A 24511-nucleotide genomic window follows, 5' to 3' on the forward strand; every position below is an offset into this window, starting at 1 on the left:
TTGGAACTTAAACCTGCATTTCCTGGTCTTTCCATAACCAAGAGAAATGTTGATCCGCCAACATCTTCATCAGTGAATCTCCTTGGGAAGAGAGAGGATCCGGACACTCATAATTATCATCTAATTGCAGCAATTCTCCCCTCACCTCTGGACTACGTACCGTCCTGAGTAATGCGCTGAGGGTCCGTATATACTCGAATTGTCTTGTAGGACAGCTTGCTATCACAAAGAGAAAATGGACCGGCAAGCCGTCCTTGGCATCGTACTCCACACCACACTCGGACAGTCCCAAGGCAACCTGTACGTGGGAAAGGTTACGGATCTTCCCATGTGCAATCGCTATACCATGGCCGATTCCGGTGGTCTCTATGGCCTCCCGATTGTGAACAGCCCTTCTGAAGCGGTTCAAATCGGGCAAGGATCTGAAGATTGAACACTTGTCGATGACTTCGTCGATCGCCTCCTTTTTGGAGGTTGCCTGGATATGGCAGATCACCGAATCGTAATCGATTGGAGTGCTCACTCTACCTCCCCCGTTCCTGCCAGATAAGCGTTCATCGCCTTGGCGGCACGCCTTCCCTGTCCCATGGCAAGAATAACGGTTGCAGCTCCGAGTACGATATCGCCTCCCGCATACACACCCTTCATGCTCGTGGCGCAGGTCTCTTCATCAACTATGATATTCCCTCTTCTGTTTACGTCAAGGCCTTTGGTGGTCTTCTCGATCAAAGGATTGGAGGCATTACCGATAGCGACGATCACGGTATCGAAATCGTGCATCGCCTCAGATCCTGGAATCTCTACAGGAGAACGTCTTCCCGATGCATCGGGCTCTCCTAATTCACAGGTGATCAATTCAACCTGTTTCACCATTCCCTTCTCATCACCAACAATTCGCAGGGGCGCATGCAGGTAGAGGAATTTCACCCCCTCCTCCTTAGCATGGGCAATCTCTTCCCGTCTCGCTGGCATTTCTTCATCGGTTCGGCGATACACAATGGTAACTTCATCCGCACCCAACCGCTTAGCGGTACGAGCTGCGTCCATGGCAACATTACCTCCACCGAAAACAGCCACCTTCTTTGAATTGTACAAAGGAGTTCCAGCCTTATGACGATCATAAGCCCGCATCAGATTGCTTCTGGTCAGATATTCGTTCGCACTGAACACACCTACCAGATTTTCTCCAGCAATATTCAAGAATTTGGGCAGACCCGCTCCAGTCCCCAAAAAGAGGGCATCAAAACCTTCCCTCTCCATGAGATCATGCAACTTCGCAGTCCTGCCTACTAGGAAATTATGTTCTATCTTGACTCCCATTGCGGAAAGGGCATCGAGCTCTTCTTGGACGATACTTTTTGGCAGACGGAACTCGGGAATACCGTAGACCAAAACACCTCCAGCTTTGTGTAGGGCTTCGAACATCACGACATCGTGACCAGCTCTTCGCAGGTCGGCTGCAGCGGTCATAGAAGCAGGCCCGCTTCCGACCACACCAACTTTCTTTCCTGTGGATGCAGCAATTTCCGGATTCTTCCTTTTGCCGGCACGGGATTCCCAATCGGCGACATAGCGTTCTATGCGACCGATGTTGACCGCCTTGTCGATACTCTTGAGTGATTTTCCTACGGTACAGAGAAGTTGGCACTGCGACTCTTGGGGACAGACCCTACCACAAATTGCAGGCAGCATCGAACTTTCTTTGATCACAGCGACCGAACTGGCATAGTCGCCTTCGGCTGCTTTCGCTATGAAACGGGGAATGTCGATACCTACCGGGCAACCCTTCACACAGGGAGCGTTAGCGCATTGCAGACAACGCAGAGCTTCCACTTTTACCTGGGCTTCGGTATAACCGGTGGCGACCTCATCCATATTCGAAACTCGTACATGGGGATCCTGGGAAGGCATCTCCTGTGGAGGAATCGCGAGGCGCTCCTTTGCTTTCAGTTCCCTGTTACCATATACCTGAAGCAGCTCTACGGCCACCTTGTCCAATTCAGCTTTATCTGGATGAGCTATCATGCTTCCCCCTCGTTTATCTTCAAACCAATATGACAGCGATGGTGAGCCTCCTGCTCCTGAGGCTTATAGGTTCCCAAACGCATCAGCAGATTGTCCCAGTCGACAGCAAAAGCATCAAATTCCGGACCATCGACACACACAAATTTTGTCTCACCGTTAATACTCACCCTACATCCCCCGCACATGCCGGTTCCATCAATCATGATAGTATTCAATGAAACGATCGTAGGAACATTGAATGGTTTTGTAGTAAGCGTACAGAATTTCATCATGATCGGAGGACCGATCGCGACTACCAGATCTGGTTTCCAATTTTCACATAAGTCTTTAAGAGGTTCGGTCACCAGCGCTTTTCGCCCATAGCTTCCATCGTCGGTACAGATAATCAATTCATCGGCAATTTTATTCATCTCTTCTTCAAGAATAACAAGTTCCTTGTTCCTTGCTCCGATGATGATCTTCACCTCATTACCAGCTTGTTTCATAGCCTGGGCTATGGGATGCATAGGAGCCACGCCAACCCCTCCACCAACACAAACAACCTTACCATACTTCTCGATATGAGTAGGTTGCCCCAATGGACCGAGGACGTTTTCGATGGCATCTCCGATTTCGAGTGATCCTAGACGATGTGTAGCATCACCGACAGCCTGGAAAACAATGGTTATAGATCCTTCGTCGGAATCCGCATCGGCGATAGTCAGCGGAATACGTTCGGCGTAGACACCTCCCTGTTGAAGGATGATGAATTGACCGGCTTTCCGTTCACGAGCGATATTTGGAGCCTTGATTTTCATCTTGAAGACCTCGGCCGAGAGTTTCTTCTTATCCAGAATAGTAAACATGCAGACCTCCTACCCGTTGTGGGCATGCATGAAGCAACCGAACGATCCCGGGTGAAGCTTCCTGCGTGCGAATATCTCTACCGTACCAGATGTGCCTCTTTTGGGCAATTCCTGTAAGGGCTATTGCCATATCCATTGATAGTTGTCAAGGATGTGGTACAATTTCTGTGCACAAGCGTGCGAAGGAGGCCTCCAATGCATTATTATATGATGGTGTCGCCTACCGAAGCCTTGATAGCTTCCATGTTGGATAGTAGCGATTTTGCGTCCTATATGGCGACCGGACCGCGAAAAACCACTTCTGAACAACTCATATTCGCTGAACTCACTGGAGAATTCGGTAGCGATTTCGATTGGGATTACGCCCATAGGGCATGTAGAGCGCATCCCGACGGCTCGCCCAAGCACTCGGTGTATCTGAGCGTCTATCGGGTATTGGAGCGAGTTCCACTCTCCCATCTGGGCAATCTATTCCTGGTGGCTAAGGATGGGAGGAGTTTACAGCTCTCCCCAGGAGATAGACCACATCCGGAACACTGGAGGGGCTATGCCCTCTACAAGGAGTTGTGTCCAGTTACCCCGCTCGTGGCCAGTAGCCTTCCCCCCGAACCCTTCTCACGTTATCTACTCGATTCCACGAACCATATCTCTGTTCCGGCTATTGTCTTTGCCGATGTAAAAATCATAGACTTGGACAATCCTGGACACTCGGATAATGGAGAAGATTTGTACGATTATAGGGGGAGGGAACACTTGCGTTCATGTTTCGACGAGGTACGCAAGGGACCGGGGAAACGGTCGAAGACAATCGATCGTTCTGCCGATATCCACTTCACCTACCGAAGTATTGCCGATGGCATCTATTTTGCTAGGTATAAGGACGGAATCGTCTTCTATCCCATGCCTGACCGGGATGAGATAAGAGAACATCATTATGAATGGGGTCGTTCGGCCAATTTCTATTGATGCACCATAAGACAAGGAGACCGAAACGTATGATCAAACATGCCGATGAAATGCTCTATAGGGAGCGCCAGATGCGCGGTGGCGATGGCCTCTGCCAAACGCTCGACTTCCTCATGCCAGAAGAGATGAAACACTGCCGCCTGTTCAGTACCATTACAATGAAACAGGGAACATCGATCGGGGAACACAACCACGAGAATGAGACCGAGTACTATTGGATCATTAGTGGAGAAGGGATTGTGACCGAAGCCGATGGTGAGAAAATCGTAAAGAAAGGTGACCTAGTGATCACCGGTAACGGCGCAAGCCACGCAATTCGAAATGAGAAGAGCGAGCCATTGGTATTCTTGGCTTTGATTATTCTCGACTGATTCCCTTGGCGAGTTTCATTTCAGTACTGCCATCTGGAGTCTGGATAACACCATCCGGCTCCAGATGCTTGATCTTGTTATGGTAGATTCTATGGTACAAAACAAGACTCATGACGATGGAAGATGCTTCCGATACCAAGAAAGCATACCAAACGGTATCTAATCCTCCGATAATCGAAAGCAGATAAGCAGCAGGGAGCAAGAACACCAACTGGCGAGTTATCGAGAGTAAGAGGCTGTATGACCCCCTGCCCATAGCCTGGAACGATGAACTGAGTATGATAGCCACCCCCGCCAAGGGGAACATGAGACTGATGATCCGTAGCGCTTTCATGCCAATTTGCATCATATCTGGCGATGCATCGAACATTCCCAGCAAGACCTGCGGAACCAATTGGAATATGAGCAGACCCATGGTCATAATCGAAGCCGATATCAGAACGGCAAAACGGATAGTTCCGGTTATCCGATGACGATTCCTCGCTCCATAGTTGTATGCAACTATCGATATCATGGCCGTCGCAAGACCGAATATTGGCATGAAGATGAAACTTTGCAAACGGAAGTAGACACCAAAGACCGCAACTGCGGTAGCTGAGAATGTTATGAGAATCGTGTTCATCCCTATGGTCATAACCGAACCGATCGATTGCATAATGATCGAAGGCAACCCCACCCTATAGATTTCTTTGATTATAGAAAAATCGGGCCTGAAACCCTTGAATTTAAAGCTCAGGTCATGGGTCTTGTGGATCATGAAGAAGAGAGCCATTCCCATTGCCGACATTTGTCCAATAACCGTAGCCACTGCGGCTCCAGCCATTCCCATCCGGGGGAATCCAAACAATCCGAATATCATGATCGGATCCAGGATGATATTGATGATAGCCCCCGAGGCTTGCGTTATCATGGGATGGATGGTATCACCGGTACCCTGCATGATCCTTTCACATACGAACTGACCGAATATTCCCAACGACAACGTTGTGGTGATGATCAGGTAGATCTGTCCCATGGATACAATCGCGGGATTGTCGGTAAACAGCTGGAAGAAAAAGATCGACAGGATCGATCCCAATAGCGCAAACAAGATCCATATGACCACTGCGAGAAAAAGACCTTGCATAGCTACCGCAGAGGCCGCTTCATGCCGTTGTTGGCCTAATCGCCTAGATAGCAGTGCATTCACACCGATACTCGTCCCTACACCCATGCTGATCATGAGTATTTGGAGGGGAAAAGCCAAGGAGATGGCAGTAAGAGCCTCTTCTCCAATACGAGCAATGAATATGGAATCGACAACATTATAGAGTGCTTGTACCATCATGGAGATCATGATTGGCAGTCCCATGGAGAAAAGGAGGGAGCCCACGGGTTTCACGCCCATTTTATTCAGTCGAGGTTGTTTCGGGGTGCTGTTTTGCATGTGCTCAATCTACCACCAAGTACTATGTGTAGGCAACCCTTGAGAACGCAACAAGGCGTCCTTCGGTATACCGAAAGACGCCCGTTTTTTCTGGAATAGAGAACTTCGTCGTACTATACAGTAAAGGGTACGATGAGGTTCGGATCCAACACCCTGAAGGTGAACGATTCTGTGATGAACAAGGTCACATCCTTGGTGTCGTGGGATTCATACCCAATAGCGAAATCCTGACCAATAGTCAACTCGAGATTCTCGTCATCGTAAGGTAACAGGTAGGCATGGTCGATAGCGAGGCTATGAATTACTTTCCCCCCGATCAGACGTTCAATACGTTCGACCAATGGAATTCCCTGAACCTCTTTGTTCAATGCAAGCCAGCCTTTGGTACCTACTACTAAAGAAACGGGACCTTGGGCATGGCTAGCGCGCAATGTCACCAATGCCACACTGATAGATTCCATGATAGAAGATCCATCCTTGCCGAATGCTACCGGCTTGTGGGATGAGGCCTCAGCCAGCCCCACGATACCACCAGCTTTGAAGCCATGGTAGATTGCCTTCTCCTCGAAGTCGGCAATCTTTTCGGCAGCTGCATCTAGAGAATCGAGATCGATATCCTTCGCTCCCCTATTGAGATTGTCCATCTCCCATCGATTGAGGGTAAAACGTACCCTTGCCTCCGACAACGGTGCCACGCGATACACGCCAGCTTTCACATCGCCAGATTCTTCAACCAGATCCAATCGTCCTTCTGGTACTGCAGTGAAGTTCCAGCCTTTCGGACCTTCGACCCGTACAACTTTCCTAGCGCTCAGCCTAGAGCGGAGAATTTCCGCAGCTCGGCTCTCTATCTCTTCCCACACATGGGTGGAAAGTGGTGCCAATTCTCTTTTTAAGATATCCATAGTGTTGTACTCCTTCCTATGATTTCATGGTTCCGATGGAGAGGGACGATTCATCGGTTGCTTCGGATGCGCCACCCTCTTCTACCGCAATAAATGAACCGGAGGTAAATAGATAGTCACGCAACTCATCGTCCCATTTGTCCATATTGCGTCTCAACCATTCGATGGTCATAGCTGCATGTTCGATTTCTTCATCCCTATTGTGCGCCATGACTTCTTTCAGTGAGGCATCCTTGGATGTGGCTACCCGCTGATTGTACCAATCGATGGCTTCGAGCTCCTCGCGGAGACTGGTGATGGCGCGTGAAATATCCCGCGTCTTTTCGTCCAATGCATCATACGGTTCTGAATATGCCATGTTTCCTCCTACTGAATAGTTGGTTTGTATACCAATTGTGTTCTCCCCAAGTATACCAAGACATCGGCTTCCAGGCAAATGTTAGTTGTGGCAAACAGATAGTAAAATAGAATCGGCCGCCATCGCTGGCGGCCTTAGGGGTGGATGTACCCTTAATTATTTCTTGAATTTCACGTCGATCTTCTTTGGTTGCTTCTCAGGTACTTTCGGAATGGTGATGGTCAGAACACCATTTTTGAATTCACCTTCGATGTTGTCCTCATCGATCCCCTCTGGGAGGGTGAAGCTCCGCTCGAAGCCCCTGCAAGAACGTTCTCTGATAAGATAGTTCGGCTCTTCCTTGTCGTTCTTGGTCTCGGTCTCCGCTTCGCACAATGAAGAGATCTTCAGCACGTGCTTGTCAATGTGGACATCAACATCCTTCTCGCTGTAGCCAGGAAGTTCAGCTTCAACCACGTAGGCCTTTTTGTCTTCCCAGATATCTACCGAGGGAACCTTCGCCGAGGGAATGCCCCAGTTGTTCCACAAGCTGTTGAACAAGCTGTCAAAATCGCGAGCCACGCTCAAATTGTTTGGGTTTCTGTTAACGATGTATTTCATAATCACACCTCCGTAATTTTTATTGCTTTTTTCTCTCTCGTCCTTTACCGGACACTCATATACATGCAACAACCGTGCCAAGTTTTTTCGCAAAAATTCCAAAAAATTTTAAATTATTTATATTTACTTTTATTATATGTTTTTAGACGATCCTTTGACTATATTAGAACAAACCAAGCTCCACAAAACCCTACAATCCAGTCACTTTAAAACCTACATAATTCCTATAAATTTGACCGTTTTTCTTGCTAAATGTGTCATTTTGTCCCAACTAAATCCAAATGTCTTATATTCTGATGAATCTTGTCCCATGCCGTTACTCTTCCCATACAATCTCCATACCACATGGGTCAATTTGTCCCATAAGTAAGATTGCAGGAATCATCCTCTAGGCTGTTGACTCTTTTCCCCTACCTCGATATAGTGTGTTCTTGTCGACGCAGGGTAGAGCAGTTGGCAGCTCGTCGGGCTCATAACCCGGAGGTCGCAGGTTCGAGTCCTGTCCCTGCTATACTTACTTATCAGTCATCCAGCCCACCAAACGGTGGGCTGTTTTGTGTTTTACCCTTCACTTCGCACTTTCATCAAGTTGCGGATTAACGGAGAAGGATCAAATAGTGTCTCCTAAGAGTGCTTTTGTCATCTTGAAAGGGGTTTCCACTAACGAAACCTTAATGACCAAACCATGAGAGACTAAAGAACAATAGGGATATTTTGGATTCCGTTCCTGGCACTCGAAATCACGAAATCATGCTTCCAGCACCTAAATCCACAACTATGTTGGAAAATGTGGAAACCGAACCTGGTTCCGAAAATACTTCCCCGAGGAACTCCAGTAATACCTGTTCATAAAACTGCCTGCCAGCCTATCCTTCAGGTGTAGGTATATCTGAAAAACTCATCCCTCGTAGGCAGGAACCAGTAGTCCATGCATGTTCTACCTTTCCCTTCCTGCCGTATCATTTTACGATACCATCTGTTGTACATATAAGTAGGGGCTTTATTCTGCCCAATGATGCAATAGCCAACCCTATTGAGCTTTCCCGCAACACATGGGATACTCTTGCCATGCAGATAAAACCTTTGGAAACCAGCCATTTGCCACGTGTCATGGAGATCGAGCATGCTTGTTTCGACAAAGCGGTATGGGAAAGCGCATCGATATATGAAGAACGTCTTTATAGCTTTCCGAACGGCAACTTGGGCATCTTTTCAGGTGATGACTTGGCTGGTTTCCTTTGGTGCGAGCTATGGCACTATGAGACACAGTACGGATTTGATCGGTTCAAGCTTTCACATAGTCCCAAAGCCTATCATGACCCACAGGGAAAAGAACTCTACATCTCGAGTTTCGCAGTTGATCCGAAGTTTCGAAAGCATATCAGAGGCAAAAGGGCATTTGCAAAAATGATCAATCACACCATTGTCGCCCATGAAATAACATCATCCATCCTCCTGGTGTCGGAACAATGGAAAGCCGCCAGAGCCATCTACACCCGGTGGGGATTTGAAGAGACCCAACGCATACAGAACTTCTTCACCACCAGTGATGGGAACCAGTGGGACGGTCTGGTCATGCGCACTCTGATACACCATCAAAACCTTTCCCAAAATCACATCTGAGAGATACTCGTTTCTGGTTCAAATCACCAGTTGCACTGATGGGCAATTCCTTAGTTTCCCCCAACGCCTCGGTTGTATGGCATCCGAATTAATACCAGGATTTTTATAGTAGAGATATCATGAGTATTAGAGTCTCTTCATCATTAACAACAAGTCTTCATGATACCCTTCTTTATACTGGAACCCGTGCGGGATTGTACCAATTTGTTGAAACCCAAACTTTTCGTAAAGCTTGAGTGCCGGATTGTTGCTTGAAACCACTTCCAGTTCCATCTGATAAAATCCTGCCTGCATTGCTGACGAGAGCAGACTTTCCATCATTACAGATGCTATGCCCTTGCCTTGTTGTATTTTCCTTACTGAAATCCCCATTTGGCATCGGTGGGCAATCTTGTTGACGGATCCCAAGGGGGCGAAATCACACAGAGCCACCAGATCCTGTTCGTGGAATCCCCCAAGCATCAGCCTGTTTTCGGCCGTTTCTGCAGTCTCTAAAATTTTTGCTTCATCTTCAATGGTAGTCTTCCACTCATCACTATAGCGGGTAAGAAAGGGAGATTCAGTAAAAATGGAAGCCATGTAAGAAACTACTGAGGGAGCATCTGATTTTTCAAGCGAACGTATAACCAATTCGCTCGTGTCTTTGAGTTGGTGTAATCGAGGATTTTTCTTCATGTAGCAAGTTTCTCACAAATTTCAATTCACAACCAGATCTATTTGGTTGCAATCAATCCTTTTAATAGCAAAGTCAATCCTTCATGTAAAACTCCGCCTCGTACCCCGCTGCACTCAGCCTCAAGCCATCAGCCCATGACGGCACGATGCTCATGATCCTGCCAACTTCGTCGACCTCCATTGCCTTCGGTGCTTCAATGACCACCTCGTCATGGATGTGCATCACGATGCGACACCCCGCGGACTCTAACTGCTGCATGGCATGGCACAATAGGTCGCGGCTGATGCTCTGGCAAAGATTTTCCACCACTTTTGGACCACAGGTTTCGATGCGCTCCCATTTCTTGGTTCCCCCCACCCCCTCGTAGGTGACACAAGCACTACCGAATGCATTCATACCGATCCGGGGCTTCACATATGCGAGCCGTCTGCCTGATGTTACCTTGCACAATATTTTGAAGTAAGTTTTGCACGCTGTGCTGAAGGGAACAGTTAGAAAGTATTTTGGATAAAGAAGGACATCCTGAAGGCCTCCGAAATAGGCTACAAACATCTAACCTTACATATTCCTCCTTCAGTTTAGTGAAACAAAGTGTTTCCTTTTTATATCCGTTTCTTCGAGATCAATACGGGGTAGGTTCCTTTGGGATTGTGAAGCTTGATTTTTTACCGGGAGAGAATTTATACATTCTCCTTCGCCCCATCATATTGGTATACGGACGTATTTTGGGTTAGTATGTAAAAAATATCTTCTTTGATATCTAGTACATTGTAGATTACACTTATTTCTAAGAGGGAGTCATATGGTAGGATTTATCATCATTGCAGCTATCGCTGCTTTAGCCTTTGCTGTAATTAACTATTATGGAGTAAAAAGAAAGGATCCAGGGACACCGGAAATGCAGCAAATTGCAGCTGCAATTCAGGAAGGGGCGAGAGCTTTCTTAGTGCTTGAATATTCTGTAATTTTAAAAGTTGTGATTTTTATTGCGATCCTTCTTGGTATAGTTGTATCTCCCACGAGTGCAATCGCATTTGTATTTGGTGCTTTAATGAGTGCCAGTGCAGGGTGGATTGGTATGAATATTGCAACAATTAGTAACGTACGAGTCTCCAATGAAGCTCGCAACACTAAAAGTCTAGGAAAAACATTGCGCGTTGCTTTTAGAGGAGGCTCTGTCATGGGGCTCTCTGTTGGTGGGTTTGCCCTTCTAGGACTTGCTCTTGTTTACCTGATATTTGGAGTTCTCTTGAAACAGGTTGCTCCTGAAAACCTTAAATTCCATACCAACTGGCTTGGCATTAGTGATATTCCTTTTACTATGACAATTAGCGCCTATGCTTTAGGTTGTTCGATCATTGCAATGTTTAACCGTGTTGGAGGTGGAATCTATACTAAGGCTGCCGACATGGGAGCTGACTTAGTAGGAAAAACTGAAGCAGGAATACCTGAAGATGACCCAAGAAACCCAGCCACTATCGCCGATAACGTTGGAGATAACGTTGGAGATGTCGCTGGTCTCGGTTCTGACTTGTTGGAAAGTTACGTGGGAGCATTAGTGTCGGCAATGATCCTAGCAGCTTATATCTATTTCTCCAGGGGAGGAATAGATGCAAGCCTTGTTGCTAAACTTATTTATGTGCCTCTCCTTGTTGCCGCTGCAGGGATCCTATCTTCAATGGTAGGAATCCTCTACTTACTCGTAAAGAAAGTATCTTCCAACCCTCATAAAGAACTTAATACTGCTACATTCGTTGGCGCTGGATTAACTATTATCTCTTCTGGGTTGATCTCGTATTTCATTTTTACGGATGAAGCTCTGGATACCATAGGATTCGCCCTTGGTGCATTTTCTCCCTGGGTATGTGCAGTTCTTGGGATTGTAAGTGGTATTGTTATTGGACAAATGGCTGAGTATTTCACAAGTTATGATTTCAAACCAACACAAAGAATTGCTGCGAGTAGCGCAGAAGGTGCCGCACTTACCATTACAGAAGGAATGAGTGTTGGGATGATTTCTGTTATTGGTCCGGTGATGGTCTTAGGAGTTGCGATTATTGCAGCAAATATTACAGCTGGCCTTTATGGTGTAGCCATGGCAGCGATCGGCATGCTCAGTTTTGTGACTGTTACCGTGTCTGTTGATACATACGGACCGATTGCTGACAATGCTGGCGGTATCAGTGAGATGGCAAAACTTCATCCAGATGTTCGTGGTATTACTGACGAGTTAGATGCTGTTGGAAATACAACTGCAGCTATTGGAAAAGGATTTGCTATCGGATCTGCAACTCTTGCAGCTCTTTCTCTCTTCTCGTCTTACCTTTATGCACAAGCAGGTGAAAATGCTGTTCATGGTGCAGACATGATTTTGAATATGGTAAATCCTCTTACCCTCGTTGGTGCTTTAGTCGGTGGAGCTCTTCCCTATCTATTCAGTGGAATTTTGATCAGAGCGGTCGCGAATGCTGCACGAAAGATGGTTCAAGAGGTAAGAAGACAGTTTAAAGCAGATCCTGGTATTATAGGTGGAACAAGTCTTCCAGATTATAAAACGTGTATAAGTATCAGTAGCGCAGGGGCTCTAGCTGAAATGAAAGTTCCCGCTCTTATTGCCGTTCTTACTCCCCTCTTCTCAGGATTTCTCTTCGGCGCTGAATTTGTTGGGGGATTATTAATTGGAACAACGCTTTCTTCAGTAATGCTTGCTCTTTATACAGCAAATGCCGGTGGAGCATGGGATAACGGAAAGAAATATGTAGAGAAAGGACACTTCGGCGGTAAAGGTTCCGATGCTCATAAAGCTGCTGTTGTTGGTGATACTGTAGGAGATCCTCTAAAGGATACAGTCGGCCCTTCTCTCGATATTCTCATTAAGATAATGGCAATTGTTTCCTTAATAGCTGTATCAATCTTTAGTAAGTTCAACTTGTTCTCACTTCTCAGGAACTAAACAAAAGGGGTGTATGTATGAATTTTTACTATGTAGTCTTCTCACCGATTGAAGCTCTCATCGCTAGTCAGTTAGAACCGAAAGCATTTGGGGCTTACATGGCCAGAGGATCAAAGAAGGGCTCTGCAGAACGCCTCATGTTTGCGGAGGTAGAGGGTGGATTTGGTGATTATTTCGATTGGGAGTATGCAAAAGAAAACTGTGTGACCCATGCAAGTGGAGAGGTGAAACACTCTCTCTACTTATCGATTTATCGCGTGATTGAGCACATTCCTCTTGATCGTTATAAGAATATCTACTTAGTAAACAAAGATGGTTCTACGCTATGTTTGGAACCGGCTCCTTATAAAACACCTAGTAACTGGAGAGGATACGGACTCTATAAAGAACAGTGTCCTGTTCACCCATTTGTAGTGAGTTCTTTGGAACCAAATATGTTAGCAAACTATATTATTAATGATGCAACTAAGAAAATCACCGTTCCTGCAATCATATTCAATGATATACGTATTATCGATTTTAATGAGAAAGAAGATACTGGCAATATTGGTAGCATGTATGAACGGGACCTTGATCACTTGAAAGATTGTATTTCCGTTGTGCAAAACCATAAAGGTAAAATTACCAAAACCGTGGATCGTTCTTTTGATACGAAGTTTTCATATCAAATTATTGATAATGGCTTCTATATTGCCAAAGGAAAAGGAATACTCTTCTATCCCATGCTATCCTCCGAACAACTGAAAGAGATAGATTATGATTGGGGAAGGAGTGCTAATTTCTTCTAGACACAATTAATCTGTTGGGTGTGAAGTAGTTAAGTTATGCGATACTTATATCGGAATCACACTTGTAAAGTAGAGAGGTAAACATCTTCTACCCTATCATTGAATAAAAACTATGATCACTGGAATGCAGGAAGGATTTACCATTTAGGAAAATCCTTCCTCACTTATTTTATAAATCGATCAAAAATGTTCGTATCAGAATATTCGATCACCGATCTATTTATATCCTATTGGGTTGTTCACTAAGAGTTTTCCATCAACAATCAAAGAAAGGAGTAAGAAATTATCGGACCCAGAGATGAATTCAGAATCCGAACTATCATTATCGGTGGATTCTGCCACATAACTAACCGAGCTACTGTCGAAGTACAGGATAGCGGGGTCGTTTGTCCTGATTATGTTTATGGATTCTCGCGTAGTAGAATAATACTCGACAGTAATTTCCATGTAACCACTGATTTCTGTGCCGTCAGCTGCCACCCACTCATCAAAGGTCAAGAATAAGTTTTCCCTGTTCTCATAAATATAGGTCGTAGTAGAGGTGAGTCCCACATCAAGCGCTACTGGTTCGCTTGTAGCAACTCTTGTCGATCTAGAACCATCTAAGCTTGACGCCACCAAGTCAAATATTTCACTATTATAGGCTTTCACGGTAGTCAATCTTTGAGGAATGGTTAGTTCGGAATGGGAGGGCTCGGATTCACAACTCGAGAAAGATACGAGCATGACAACCAAAGCTAGAATGAGCACTAGTGATTTCTTCATTTTGAAATGATCTCCTTATGAGCATATGTGGATTTAATGATTCATTATATACCCATAATTAATCAAAATAAAGTTAAAAGTAAATTTATATACATTATTAATCTTATAAATATGTGATTTTGTTAAATAATTCGTATACATAATGTCTTTATGGATGCAACATACACCTTACTTTAGGTGGTCTATGATTGTTTTTCCCCAATAACCAAATAACTGGGAGTACGATTTCTCTCCCCATCTATCCGGAGAGGAATATCCCAAAGACAATCGTGAAAAATCTGTGTTTTCTCCTCTTTCCTCTTGTCAACACCGTAGATAGAGATTTGCTTCACCGGTAATGAATACTGAACTCCCGAAAAATTATACCAAGTTTTAGGAAAAAATTGAGAAAAGTAAACGAGTGCAAGGCAAGGTACTGGATGAAGAATTTGCCTTCTAGGTTAATCACAGTCGATACCAACGTCCGTTTCATATTCAGTCTATTTTTGAGGTTGTCGAAGGTTTTCTCTATCAAGTCCAAGTCAAATAGCTTCCAAATATTTGCAAACTTTTAATTAATAGTTTTCTACATTTTGGAAGCTTTGATGCGGTTTGCTAATGGCACAGAAGGTCACGGCTGATCGCCTGCACAACATTCTCGACCAATTTTCCAGAAAATGTATCGATGCGTTCACACTTCTTCGTAGATCCCACACCCTCATAGGTGACGCAATCGGGATAAGAGACATGAGTTCACACAAACACAGTGATACATCTGTATCACTCATTGTCTGTGTACGTTCCTGACAATCTCCGACACACCAGCTGAAGCTGATGTGTCCGGTTGATAGTTCTCTTTAGTTATTTCGTTACTTTCAGCACATCCGAGATGGCACTCTCAAAGGAAGCCTTCGGCAAAGCTCCCATAGCCATCTGAGGCTGACCTTCCACGGGGCAGAAAAGAATAGAAGGAATACTCTGAATACCGAACATGCCTGCAAGTTCCTGCTGGTCTTCGGTATCTACTTTATAGATATTGATCTTCCCCTCATACTCTTTTGAAAGCTGCTCGAGAATCGGAGCAACCATTTTGCAGGGACCACACCAGTCGGCATAAAAATCTATGATACAGGGCAGTTCACCTCTGAATTTCCATTCCTGAGTCTCTTCCCAGTTGAATACTTTCTCTTTAAATGATTCGTTTGTTAATAGTTCCATCAATAACTCCTTAAAACCAAGCATAGGGATGATGAAGAAAATAATAAAGGAACAAAGTCACAATGCATCCGGAAGGTCTGATCTATTTGATTGCCTTTGTCCTTTATATAAAACTCCGCCTCATACCCCGCCGCATTCAGAATCAAGCTATCAGACCATGATGGCACGATGCTCCTGATCCTACCAACTTCGTCGAACTCCATTGCTTTCGGAGCTTCAATGATCACCTCGTCATGGAAATACATAACGATACTTCAGACAAGAGGAACATCCTTCTGTCAGTGAAATTGAAGAGAGTTACCAATCACCAGACAAAATTTCTTAGAAATACATATTCAGGATGAGAATTTCTCCATCCGCTATAAACGAAGTGCAGAAAAAATACTCGAGGTCAGTGACGAATGTGGTTTCAACACTATCATCGTCGAGGAACGACGCTACCTAAATTACCGAACTGCGATCGAAATAGAGAGAGGCAGGTATACCCGTCCTGATACTATTGAATGATACAGGAGAAGTATAGTATTCGACATCCAAAATCATGTTCCCATTGATTTCCGCTCCATCGTCAGCAACCCACCCATCAAAGCTCATGAACAAGTTTATCTCGTCCAAATCCGCAGCAGTCACGATACAGGTGAGACCTTCCTCATCCTCTAGAATGGAATCGCCCTCCGAAAAATCTGACGGCGAAGAGTCATCCAAGGTCGATGTCATCAAGGTAAAGATCTCATCGTTGTACCCTTTTACAATCGTCATCCTTTCGTTGATGGTCAGTTCAGGTGGGGATAATTGGGGCTCACATCCTGTGAAAGCTGTAAGCATAACAACCAAAGCCAAAGTCAGCACAAGCTTGTTCTTTATTTTGGAATTCTCTCCTTTTGAGCATGAGTGGTAGAGATGATTGATTATATAACTGTTATTTTTGAGAAAACATACATAAAAGTGATCTCCAATAAAATATTTTTCGAGCGTTACGTCATACGTCGCCATTGATTTCAAGTGAGTAATTCTACTAGACCAATATACCATCTTGAATAATTCCAAATTTCAACCTAGACTCCAGCTATGAAGAAATCTCTGTTGATACTATTGCTCTCCCTGCCGATCCTCTTTGCAGGCCCCATGGAGTTGGTATCAGATATCTCTCCATGGAACATCGATGGTGGGGGTGCGAAGAATTTCAGCTCCTTGAACTCAGAGGATTCGTCATCAAATTCCTGCGATCTACAGATTCAAGAGAACTCCAAACGGGAAGAAAAGCGTGAAGAACGAACTGATGGTGAACAAAAAGAAAATCCAGCTATAATCGTCACGACATCACCCGAATTCCTACAGGCTTTTCAATTCGACCACAGAGAAATTCCCAATACCTCGACATACGCACAATTCGCTATTCCTTTCAACAAAGCCCCACCCGTCCTGATCTGACAAGCTGGGCTCAGATGATCGGGAAAAATCCCGAAATCCATACAATTAGAAAGGAAAAATTATGATTGATTCAAATTCAACATTCGATACCATGCGACTATGCGGTGTCGCAATTGACAACGAGGCTACTATTGCATCTCTTATAGATCGTGTCCACGATGGTGAGACTGCCGGACATTATTGCCTTACTGATGAAAAAGGAACGGTACAAGGCATTGTTACTCTTCAAGACGTGCTTGAATTCCTTACTCCCTATATACTCTTTACTGATGGAGACGCATGGGAACAGCTATTGGCGACGGTAGGGACCGTACCACTGAAAAAGCTTGCGCACGATAGCTACCCGAATGTATCCTTGTGTCAGGATCTACCGAATATCATTTCCCGTTTCTTCAGATCCAAGTTTTCGAAAAAGTCATCCATCGACGACAACCTTGGATTGGTACAAGAGATGAGCTACACCCAAGTGTTAAAAAAACTGCCCCGACAGGGAAGGGAGAACGAGTATGCAGTTTCGTAAGTATGTATCGGAGGACAGCATCTTCCTAGACCATGAATTCAAGACCGTGAAGGAGGTTCTTGAATTCCTGTCCGAAGAATTCTCGAAAAATAAGAATTTGGGAATCGGACGAGAACGGGTCCTTGAGCTACTTGAAGAGCGGGAAAAGCTGAGTTCGACATGGATCGGCCACAGCACATTGTTACCCCACAATCACAGTCCTGAAATAAAAGGCGTGTCAATGATTTTCATCAGATGTGATACCCCGCTTGTACTCGAGGACGGCAACCAGGTCAAGTACATATTTTCGATCCTGACTTCGGGATCGAACCAGGATTTGTATCTTGGGATACTACAAGGGATAGGAAAGGTAATCGGAAAACGTTCGAAAGAACTGGATAGCTGCCAGACCTCCGCTGAAGTGCTTGATATCCTCAGCGATTCGAGTCCCAACATGGGAGCACCCCTCACTGCCGCCGACCTCGCCCGCTACTGGCCAAGGGCAAAGGATACAGACACGCTCTCGGTTGCAGTCGATCAGATGAAACGGCATAACATCTACTTCTTGCCAGTGTTTAGTGCTCAAGATGGCAAGATTTGCGGAGTTCTGGACTTGCTCGACCTTCTGAAGGCAGGGTTTCCCGAATATGTGTTCAGATTGAACAACCTAGCCATGTTGAAGGATTTCCAACCGGTCGATTATTTTTGGAAGAATGAAGCCAACTTGAAGATAGGTACCTACCTCAGGGACTATCGTTCATACCTGATCCGGGATTCCATCACCTATCCAGAAATTTTCTTCATGATGATAAAGGGCAATCGGCGCCACTTGCTGGTAGTGGATGAAAACGGAGAGATGATCGGGGTAATCAATCCCAACGAGATCATCAACAAGATGTTGAGGCCGTGATGACGTTATATATGGTAATTTCAATAGTTGTGTTTGTAGTCGTATATACACTACTGATCACAGAACGGATGAACAAGGCCGTAGCGGTTGTCCTTGGAGCCTGTCTCTACCTGTTGTTCCATTTTATTCCATTCGACAATGCTGTCGAGCATATAGATATGAATGTAATTTTCCTGCTGATCGGGATGATGATGGTAGTTAAAATTACAGAACAAAGCGGTGTGTTCGAATACATAGCGATCAAGAGTGCCAAGATGGTGAAAGCCGATCCCATTGCATTTCTTGCCGTATTGTTTGTAATCACTGCGTTCTTCTCGGCAACGCTGGACAATGTGACCACTGTATTGTTGATTTCACCGATCACTCTCCTGCTCGCCACACAGATGGAGATTGGAGCACTGCCCTTCGTGATAACCGTGATTCTCTCCTCGAATATCGGGGGAACGGCGACCCTTATCGGAGATCCACCGAACATTATGATCGGTTCGGCTGCGGGGCTGAGCTTCATGGATTTTCTCGTGAATCTTGCTCCGGCTATCCTTGTCATCTCGGTAATCACAATGAGTATCCTGATTCTCCTGTTCAAAAAACAGCTTGTCGTGTCGGATCTAAACAAGAAGCGTATCATGGCCATGGACGAGAAGATGATGATCAGTAATCCGAAACTCATGAAGAAATCCCTTATCGTTATCGGAGCCGTGATCACTGGCTTCCTTCTCAACGGAATACTCGAAACTGAACCAAGTGTGATTGCTCTAGCAGGTGCATTTTCATTGGTTCTATGGACAAAAGAGGATCTTGAGGATGTCTTGAAAAAAGTCGAATGGGATACGATCTTATTCTTCGTCGGTCTGTTTATCATGGTCGGTGTACTGCAATTCACGGGAGTTATCGACAAACTGGCCGCGTTGATGACAAACATGACCAAGGGGAATCTCCAAAAGACAAGCACCGTACTGCTGTTCGGTTCGGGATTCCTGTCGGGAATCCTCGACAATATCCCTCTGGTCGCGACGTTCATTCCTGTTGTCAAGATAATCGGGGAGGCCACTTCAGTCGATGCGATACAACCAATCTGGTGGAGCCTCGCACTCGGCTCGTGTCTCGGTGGAAACGGAACATTGGTAGGGGCCTCAGCGAATGTGATCATGTTCGGTTTTGCGAGGAAAAACAACATACCACTCAGTTTCAAGGGCTATCTGGCATACGGAATTCCTTTGACATTGCTTACCTTGGTCCTCTCGTATATATACGTCTCCCTGCGGTACTATTGATAAGACACCGTACATGCCCATTGCTCAAACTGTTAGAACCGGATTGCCCTGACAATGACAATCAGTACCAAGAGCCAGATTGAAACAATGGGCAAAGCATAGAACCACCTCCCGGGCTTTCCATTTTGCCAAAATCCCTCAGATTCAAGCCTACATTGCTCGAAGATATCGCTTGGTATCAACTTCACCGTCAAAATCACCATCAAGGGCAACATGATCAGATCGTCCAAATAGCCTAATACGGGTATGAAGTCGGGAATAAGATCAATGGGGGACAAGGCATATGCGATGGTTGCCCAAGCACAGATCTTTGCCAATAACGGAGTCTCTTTTTTCTTCAATGCAAGATATATGGCTGGAATGTCCCTCTTCAGCCTGATCGATCTTTCTTTAAGATTCATGGACGCTTTCCCTTCATATCCATTCTTCACAACTTCTTCTGCATATCTATTCAATGAATATAATAGTCCATTTTACGCAGTTCAAGTGCACTCGCCTTGATTGTTGGGATTGGTTGTCCTAATTCTCTACATTCACTCTATTCCTTAATACAAAGTATAAACTGTTATGCCCTCCTCAGTCTTTACTATCCACTCCACCCAATCGTACACATAGCGGAGAGCCTGCTTTATCATCCAGTAATCTGCCTTGTTAGACTTATTAATCAGAGAAAGCCAAAACGAATCCACCGTATGGTTCTCGTAGTCCGGTCTACATAGTGTTTCGAACAAGCTTTCCCAATCATCATGGGCTAGGAAGACCCGCCAATCCACCATGGCCTTGTCCCATACTTCGCGGGGATTGAAAAATGGGTCATTTGTCCAATCACTGAAACATGCGGCGCGGAATATAAATCGATGTATCGCATCACTTACTGCTCCTTCATACTCCCCACAAAACAAACATTCACGTGTTTCGCTCCCATCACACTCAAGAGGCATCATCTCTTTACCTGCTACAAGCAGCACATAGGCATAGGGGATCGTAGCTAGCGCTGGTTCCCTTTTCAACCAAGGGAACCAGCTGAATTGCCACAACGGGCCTTGGACAAACAGGTCACAACGGTACAAATCCAGATAACCGGTATAGTCCTTCTCAAAAAAATCGATACCCACTGCATGGAGCTTTTCTGACTCCAAGTCATCAAGGAGATGCTCCGGAGGAATCTTTCGAAGAGGAAAGGCATACAGACTGTAATCATCCTGCAGCAGCGAGATCGAATCCACAATAAGACCAACTTCCTGTTTGATGGATATGAAATAGCGACTCTGAGTTATCCTACCGATCTGTGCATCATCGAGACTCCGTAGCCAAGCTTCGACCAAGGGTGAGTCGTCATTCCGTATATCGGGAATCCAAAGTACCGATGGCTTGTTCCACACAAATTGGTAAAAATTCAGCCCTGGTGGCCATCGTACGAGCAGTATGCCTCTATCGATGTGTAACCATGTGACACACGTCCACTTATTATGTGACCATTGAATACTTTTCCAATAATCTTTGAACCGCCTATCTTGTGAAAAGACCAATTCCGAAGCGATGGTAGATTGACCATGTGATACGATTTCCCTCCCTTCCAGATTGACGTCATTCACCAAAAAATTCGCCAGATCCCTCAAGGATTTGCATTCCCTCCATTCGTAGCCGGTGGACATAGGTATTGCGTTTTTCATAGATAATGCCTCCTAAAAGGAGGTGGATTAGGAGGAATTGCCCTGTAGAAGGAACATGACCATACGGTAAGTCTACAATGACTACAGGCAATCGTAAAGCTTTCGCCTCACTTGGAATGTGGCGGTATACTTTCTTAAACCTTGCGGTCTAGATCAAAATGACCTTCTGTAACCATCTCAATCGTCCATGACCATCTGTGGAAATTTTTCCACATAATACCTGAATCGATTGAGAAACCGCGCTGCGGGAGCTCCATCAACCAGATCATGGTTGAAGCTCACCGAGATGTGCATGATTTCCCGTATTACCACTTCATTGTCCACACCACTGGTTTGCGTACCGTGCTGCCAAACGCAAAAGAGACAGCATTCGGGCCTCCTGCATAGGGCACTGCATAGCCTGGAATATTCGAGAACATACTTACCGATGTAACAAACACGGTCCCTGAGAGCCTACGGACTCTCTTGTAGTTAGCCAGGATTCTCCTAAGTAGGAAGAGGACCAACCATTTCGGTAGTTTGTCTAGTAGCCAACGTGCTGCCGATGAGGAGATATAACCGCTAGTCTCCTGGTCGTCGTGCTTGGAGGCATGGATGATAGCATCGACCTCCCCCATCGTTTTGTTGTTGATGTCGCGTATGATAAGTTGTTTAGGTATGAGCTCACCCCTGTATTCAACCTCTATAGGAATATTGATATCAACACTATCGAACCGGGTGATTTTCCGGTAATTGATCATGGCATTGAGTTCGGGAACATCTTTCAGGCATCTCCCTATGACTTTCAACAAGAAAGACAGGAGCGATCCCGCCTCTCCACTCCTTCGGCGTTGCCGAAGGATCGACCTGAGATCCGTGATATCGAAATCGAGCAATGCATGGTACGTGTGTGCTCCTGCAACGAGATCGAATCCGTACATGGAGAGTTTTCTGGTAATAGGTGTCTTATCCTGTTTCATTCGCAAATCCATATATACATCTGCATATCTCGTACATGATATGACAGCATAAATTTTTTATCCAGATAAGATTGTCATCCTCGTCCAGCTTGCGAGGGCACAAACAGTCTCGACACGATTCTTCGCAGGAGAGGAGCAGGGAACATATTCGCTTGCAGTAACATGGCAAACCCTATGGAAGCCTCAACGATCCCGATAAAGAAGAACAGAATATGCAAAAATGCGATTGTCTTGATGATAAGGACTTGGATTACGATCCATAGCACCATACCTCCTCCGAGTACTCCAGCGATATATCCATGCCACTTGAATCTTCTAGCCAATAGCACTGCCCCAACGATGTTGCCAATGCCAAAAAGTCCAAAGAGGACCACTCCTGGTATGAAGAAGGAACCGAAAGGAGAACCTTCCAACATTGAAAGTGGAGCTCCTAGAGGAGCCATAGGTTCCACTATGCAAGCATACCCACCGCCTAAGGCTCCAACTCCGATTACCACATGCAATACGAATAGAAGCACCTTCACATATTTCATGATACTATTTCCTCCTGTATCAAAGGTTACGATGGATGGAAAAATTGAAAGCACATCACCTCGGATTCTATAAAGCATGTCTGGGAATTGCATCACCCGAACATGCCAAAATTTGAAAAAATCAGGAAATTTTTGCCTAGGAGAATGCCAACTATTGGATTGATGATATTTTTGTAATTATCTGAATAACAAATAGGTGTAGATTTACAAGACTTCTGTATCCATGGAGGAACTCATCGAGTCACAGATCGATTTTTTCAAATTTCCCTGATCCATTGACGAAAGTCAATGAACCAATTCTTGCCGTCACCTATAATGAGAATGGAAGGAGATCTAGAAATGATATTCAATAAAGAAAATAAACGAATGAATGCTCTCGTAATCGGCATTTCGCTGTTCATAATGGCTGTAGCTGCGGCAATTGCATTCGGGGCGATCCATTCATCGCTCATCGATATGTCCCAAGCAGAACAAACCATGAACAACCTTCGGGCGAACAGCGTACGATGGTACATCGAAATCGTATTCTGGATAGTGATCATCATAACCGATCTGTTAGTCAGTTGGGGAGTATTCTACTATTTTAGGAATGACAACTCCAGACTCTCAGCAATTACAGCTTGGCTCAGAGTGATCTATACATTGATTTTGACTGTTGCCGTTTCCCAACTCGTAGCCGTCTCTTCCTCTGTCCAGATTGGAAATACACAGAAAGTCATATTACTTCTAGCTCGTTTCGACCGACTATGGTCTTTCGGACTCATGCTATTCGGCATCCATCTGGTTTTTCTGTCTATTGCATCGTTCCGGTATGAAAACAAGATTATTGGCATCCTTCTGCTTGCAGCAGGTGCCTCCTACTTCCTTGTACATACCATGGAGAATTTTCTTCCCCAGTTCTCTGATCTTACTACCCGTCTAGAAGCGATCCTTACTATTCCCATGACCTTAGGAGAGATGATATTCGCACTCTGGATGATTATTCGGGGAGGGAAAATGAAGAAGAAAGCCGTTTCCTGATACGACTCAGCGATTCTGCAGTTATGCCAAGAAAGCTCGCAATCTGATACTGGGGAACTCTCTCAAGTAGGTCTGCTCGGGTACGAACCAAATTCAGGTACCGTTGTTCGGGGGATGAGGATATATACGTAGAAAGGGACGCCTGTGATTTCCCCAAATTCTCTTCGAGCATGTCTCTGATCAATTTTTGGAGGGCGGGATACTGTTCAAGAATATCCGATTCACTGGCAAGATCCCCTACAAGAACCGTAGTCTCTTCAGTACACTCCCAAAAGTAAGGAGAAGGTTTTTTCAGATACGCAGTATCAAGGAGTGCTGCCGTATCGCCTTCTGTGAAGAATGCGACTGTCTTCTCATTACCTTCGTCATCTAGGAAGTACTGTCTCACACATCCTTTGAAGATATGGAAACATTCACGATAAGGTGCTCCTTGCCGAAGAAGATGATACCCTTTCTCAAATGTCCTTACAGGAAGATTTTCGGCAAGAGTTTCTTTCTCTACATCCGTTAGCCCCTCAACCTTCTCAAGCAACTCCACTACAAAGTTATTGACCATGGTAGCCTATCTCCTTTTCCCATAATATCATCTGCGGTGGCGATTTCTGTCAACCTGACTATATGATATTTGAAGGGGTAGGCCCGCATCGGCAGGCACCGGCTTGCGTACAGTATGGGAGCAAGGAACAAGGTGCCGATAAGGCGATAGGGCCGAGG

General features: G+C 45.2%; 27 protein-coding genes, 1 tRNA gene and 1 pseudogene. 11 read left to right on the plus strand and 18 right to left on the minus strand.

The window, feature by feature from the left end; genetic code table 11:
* Window positions 1-7: 7 nt before the first annotated feature.
* The 3 genes from ACODJP_RS02500 to ACODJP_RS02510 are packed head-to-tail and all read right to left on the minus strand — an operon-like array spanning window position 8 to window position 2870.
* A complete protein-coding gene (locus tag ACODJP_RS02500; RefSeq protein WP_422478122.1) occupies window positions 8-523 on the minus strand; it encodes a PTS sugar transporter subunit IIA in 516 nt (171 codons plus the stop codon).
* Entirely contained in the window at window positions 520-2025 is a 1506-nt protein-coding gene (gltA, locus tag ACODJP_RS02505) for an NADPH-dependent glutamate synthase (RefSeq protein WP_422478124.1), read from the minus strand. The genes ACODJP_RS02500 and gltA overlap by 4 nt, the downstream gene beginning before the upstream one ends.
* Window positions 2022-2870 carry a sulfide/dihydroorotate dehydrogenase-like FAD/NAD-binding protein gene (locus ACODJP_RS02510; protein WP_422478126.1) on the minus strand — a complete coding sequence of 283 codons (849 nt, stop codon included), beginning with the start codon at window positions 2868-2870 and terminating at the stop codon, window positions 2022-2024. Before ACODJP_RS02510 ends, gltA begins: the two co-directional genes overlap by 4 nt.
* Window positions 2871-3065: 195 nt before the next feature.
* On the opposite strand from ACODJP_RS02510, the gene ACODJP_RS02515 reads away from it, so the two are divergent.
* A complete protein-coding gene (locus ACODJP_RS02515; protein WP_422478128.1) occupies window positions 3066-3836 on the plus strand; it encodes a hypothetical protein in 771 nt (256 codons plus the stop codon).
* Window positions 3837-3865: 29 nt separating this feature from the next.
* Window positions 3866-4207 (plus strand): cupin domain-containing protein, encoded by a 342-nt coding sequence (locus ACODJP_RS02520; RefSeq protein ID WP_422478130.1) that lies wholly within the window; start codon window positions 3866-3868, stop codon window positions 4205-4207.
* On the opposite strand, the gene ACODJP_RS02525 is transcribed toward ACODJP_RS02520, so the two are convergent.
* The 4 genes from ACODJP_RS02525 to ACODJP_RS02540 form a co-directional block, all read right to left on the minus strand.
* Window positions 4194-5633, minus strand: a complete 1440-nt coding sequence (locus tag ACODJP_RS02525) for an MATE family efflux transporter (RefSeq protein WP_422478132.1) — start codon at window positions 5631-5633, stop codon at window positions 4194-4196. The genes ACODJP_RS02520 and ACODJP_RS02525 overlap by 14 nt on opposite strands.
* 113 nt (window positions 5634-5746) lie before the next feature.
* Window positions 5747-6538, minus strand: a complete 792-nt coding sequence (locus tag ACODJP_RS02530; RefSeq protein ID WP_422478134.1) for a family 1 encapsulin nanocompartment shell protein — start codon at window positions 6536-6538, stop codon at window positions 5747-5749.
* Window positions 6539-6554: 16 nt separating this feature from the next.
* The gene (locus ACODJP_RS02535) at window positions 6555-6896 is read right to left on the minus strand and encodes an encapsulin-associated ferritin-like protein (protein ID WP_422478136.1); all 342 of its coding nucleotides are present in this window, start codon (window positions 6894-6896) and stop codon (window positions 6555-6557) included.
* A 156-nt stretch (window positions 6897-7052) separates the two neighbouring features.
* A complete protein-coding gene (locus ACODJP_RS02540; protein WP_422478138.1) occupies window positions 7053-7496 on the minus strand; it encodes an Hsp20/alpha crystallin family protein in 444 nt (147 codons plus the stop codon).
* Between the two features lie 438 nt (window positions 7497-7934).
* Here ACODJP_RS02540 and ACODJP_RS02545 point away from each other — a divergent pair.
* Window positions 7935-8007, plus strand: a tRNA-Met gene (locus tag ACODJP_RS02545).
* Between the two features lie 557 nt (window positions 8008-8564).
* Entirely contained in the window at window positions 8565-9119 is a 555-nt protein-coding gene (locus ACODJP_RS02550; RefSeq protein WP_422478140.1) for a GNAT family N-acetyltransferase, read from the plus strand.
* A 126-nt stretch (window positions 9120-9245) separates the two neighbouring features.
* Here ACODJP_RS02550 and ACODJP_RS02555 read toward each other — a convergent pair whose 3' ends face one another.
* Both ACODJP_RS02555 and ACODJP_RS02560 read right to left on the minus strand, forming a co-directional pair.
* Complete coding sequence (locus ACODJP_RS02555; protein WP_422478142.1) at window positions 9246-9794, minus strand: GNAT family N-acetyltransferase; 549 nt, start codon at window positions 9792-9794, stop codon at window positions 9246-9248.
* Between the two features lie 73 nt (window positions 9795-9867).
* Entirely contained in the window at window positions 9868-10347 is a 480-nt protein-coding gene (locus ACODJP_RS02560; RefSeq protein ID WP_422478144.1) for a hypothetical protein, read from the minus strand.
* 250 nt (window positions 10348-10597) lie between these two features.
* Between ACODJP_RS02560 and ACODJP_RS02565 the strand changes: the two genes are divergently transcribed.
* Window positions 10598-12748 carry a sodium-translocating pyrophosphatase gene (locus ACODJP_RS02565; RefSeq protein WP_422478146.1) on the plus strand — a complete coding sequence of 717 codons (2151 nt, stop codon included), beginning with the start codon at window positions 10598-10600 and terminating at the stop codon, window positions 12746-12748.
* A gap of 17 nt (window positions 12749-12765) precedes the next feature.
* Window positions 12766-13536, plus strand: a complete 771-nt coding sequence (locus ACODJP_RS02570; RefSeq protein ID WP_422478148.1) for a hypothetical protein — start codon at window positions 12766-12768, stop codon at window positions 13534-13536.
* 216 nt (window positions 13537-13752) lie between these two features.
* Here the strand turns inward: ACODJP_RS02570 and ACODJP_RS02575 are convergent, their stop codons facing one another.
* From ACODJP_RS02575 to ACODJP_RS02585, 3 genes are all read right to left on the minus strand, one after another.
* Entirely contained in the window at window positions 13753-14301 is a 549-nt protein-coding gene (locus tag ACODJP_RS02575; RefSeq protein ID WP_422478150.1) for a hypothetical protein, read from the minus strand.
* Window positions 14302-15141: 840 nt separating this feature from the next.
* Complete coding sequence (trxA, locus tag ACODJP_RS02580) at window positions 15142-15498, minus strand: thioredoxin (RefSeq protein WP_422478152.1); 357 nt, start codon at window positions 15496-15498, stop codon at window positions 15142-15144.
* A gap of 441 nt (window positions 15499-15939) precedes the next feature.
* Window positions 15940-16500 (minus strand): hypothetical protein, encoded by a 561-nt coding sequence (locus tag ACODJP_RS02585; protein WP_422478154.1) that lies wholly within the window; start codon window positions 16498-16500, stop codon window positions 15940-15942.
* 66 nt (window positions 16501-16566) lie between these two features.
* Here ACODJP_RS02585 and ACODJP_RS02590 point away from each other — a divergent pair, with 66 nt between their 5' ends.
* The 4 genes from ACODJP_RS02590 to ACODJP_RS02605 all read left to right on the plus strand — a co-directional run bounded on the left by ACODJP_RS02590 (window position 16567) and on the right by ACODJP_RS02605 (window position 19612).
* Entirely contained in the window at window positions 16567-16929 is a 363-nt protein-coding gene (locus ACODJP_RS02590; protein WP_422478156.1) for a hypothetical protein, read from the plus strand.
* Between the two features lie 61 nt (window positions 16930-16990).
* Window positions 16991-17449 carry a hypothetical protein gene (locus ACODJP_RS02595; protein ID WP_422478158.1) on the plus strand — a complete coding sequence of 153 codons (459 nt, stop codon included), beginning with the start codon at window positions 16991-16993 and terminating at the stop codon, window positions 17447-17449.
* Entirely contained in the window at window positions 17436-18338 is a 903-nt protein-coding gene (locus ACODJP_RS02600; RefSeq protein WP_422478160.1) for a PTS sugar transporter subunit IIA, read from the plus strand. The genes ACODJP_RS02595 and ACODJP_RS02600 overlap by 14 nt, the downstream gene beginning before the upstream one ends.
* Complete coding sequence (locus ACODJP_RS02605) at window positions 18338-19612, plus strand: SLC13 family permease (protein WP_422478162.1); 1275 nt, start codon at window positions 18338-18340, stop codon at window positions 19610-19612. The genes ACODJP_RS02600 and ACODJP_RS02605 overlap by 1 nt, the downstream gene beginning before the upstream one ends.
* A gap of 32 nt (window positions 19613-19644) precedes the next feature.
* Here the strand turns inward: ACODJP_RS02605 and ACODJP_RS02610 are convergent, their stop codons facing one another.
* The 5 genes and pseudogenes from ACODJP_RS02610 to ACODJP_RS02630 form a co-directional block, all read right to left on the minus strand.
* Complete coding sequence (locus tag ACODJP_RS02610; protein WP_422478164.1) at window positions 19645-20013, minus strand: YkvA family protein; 369 nt, start codon at window positions 20011-20013, stop codon at window positions 19645-19647.
* A 144-nt stretch (window positions 20014-20157) separates the two neighbouring features.
* Entirely contained in the window at window positions 20158-21285 is a 1128-nt protein-coding gene (locus tag ACODJP_RS02615; protein WP_422478166.1) for a hypothetical protein, read from the minus strand.
* 177 nt (window positions 21286-21462) lie between these two features.
* Entirely contained in the window at window positions 21463-21714 is a 252-nt protein-coding gene (locus ACODJP_RS02620) for a 2-oxo acid dehydrogenase subunit E2 (RefSeq protein WP_422478841.1), read from the minus strand.
* A gap of 170 nt (window positions 21715-21884) precedes the next feature.
* Window positions 21885-22256: pseudogene (locus tag ACODJP_RS02625) on the minus strand (2-oxo acid dehydrogenase subunit E2); the annotation flags it as partial.
* A 62-nt stretch (window positions 22257-22318) separates the two neighbouring features.
* Window positions 22319-22777, minus strand: coding sequence for a hypothetical protein (locus tag ACODJP_RS02630; RefSeq protein WP_422478168.1), 459 nt, complete (start codon window positions 22775-22777; stop codon window positions 22319-22321).
* A gap of 339 nt (window positions 22778-23116) precedes the next feature.
* Here ACODJP_RS02630 and ACODJP_RS02635 point away from each other — a divergent pair, with 339 nt between their 5' ends.
* Entirely contained in the window at window positions 23117-23797 is a 681-nt protein-coding gene (locus tag ACODJP_RS02635) for a DUF4386 domain-containing protein (protein WP_422478170.1), read from the plus strand.
* Here ACODJP_RS02635 and ACODJP_RS02640 read toward each other — a convergent pair.
* A complete protein-coding gene (locus tag ACODJP_RS02640) occupies window positions 23757-24353 on the minus strand; it encodes a Crp/Fnr family transcriptional regulator (protein WP_422478172.1) in 597 nt (198 codons plus the stop codon). The two genes, ACODJP_RS02635 and ACODJP_RS02640, sit on opposite strands and share 41 nt — an antisense overlap.
* Window positions 24354-24511: the final 158 nt, after the last annotated feature.

Source organism: Pleomorphochaeta sp. DL1XJH-081, from assembly GCF_049310885.1.
Classification (GTDB): domain Bacteria; phylum Spirochaetota; class Spirochaetia; order Sphaerochaetales; family Sphaerochaetaceae; genus CAYZJV01.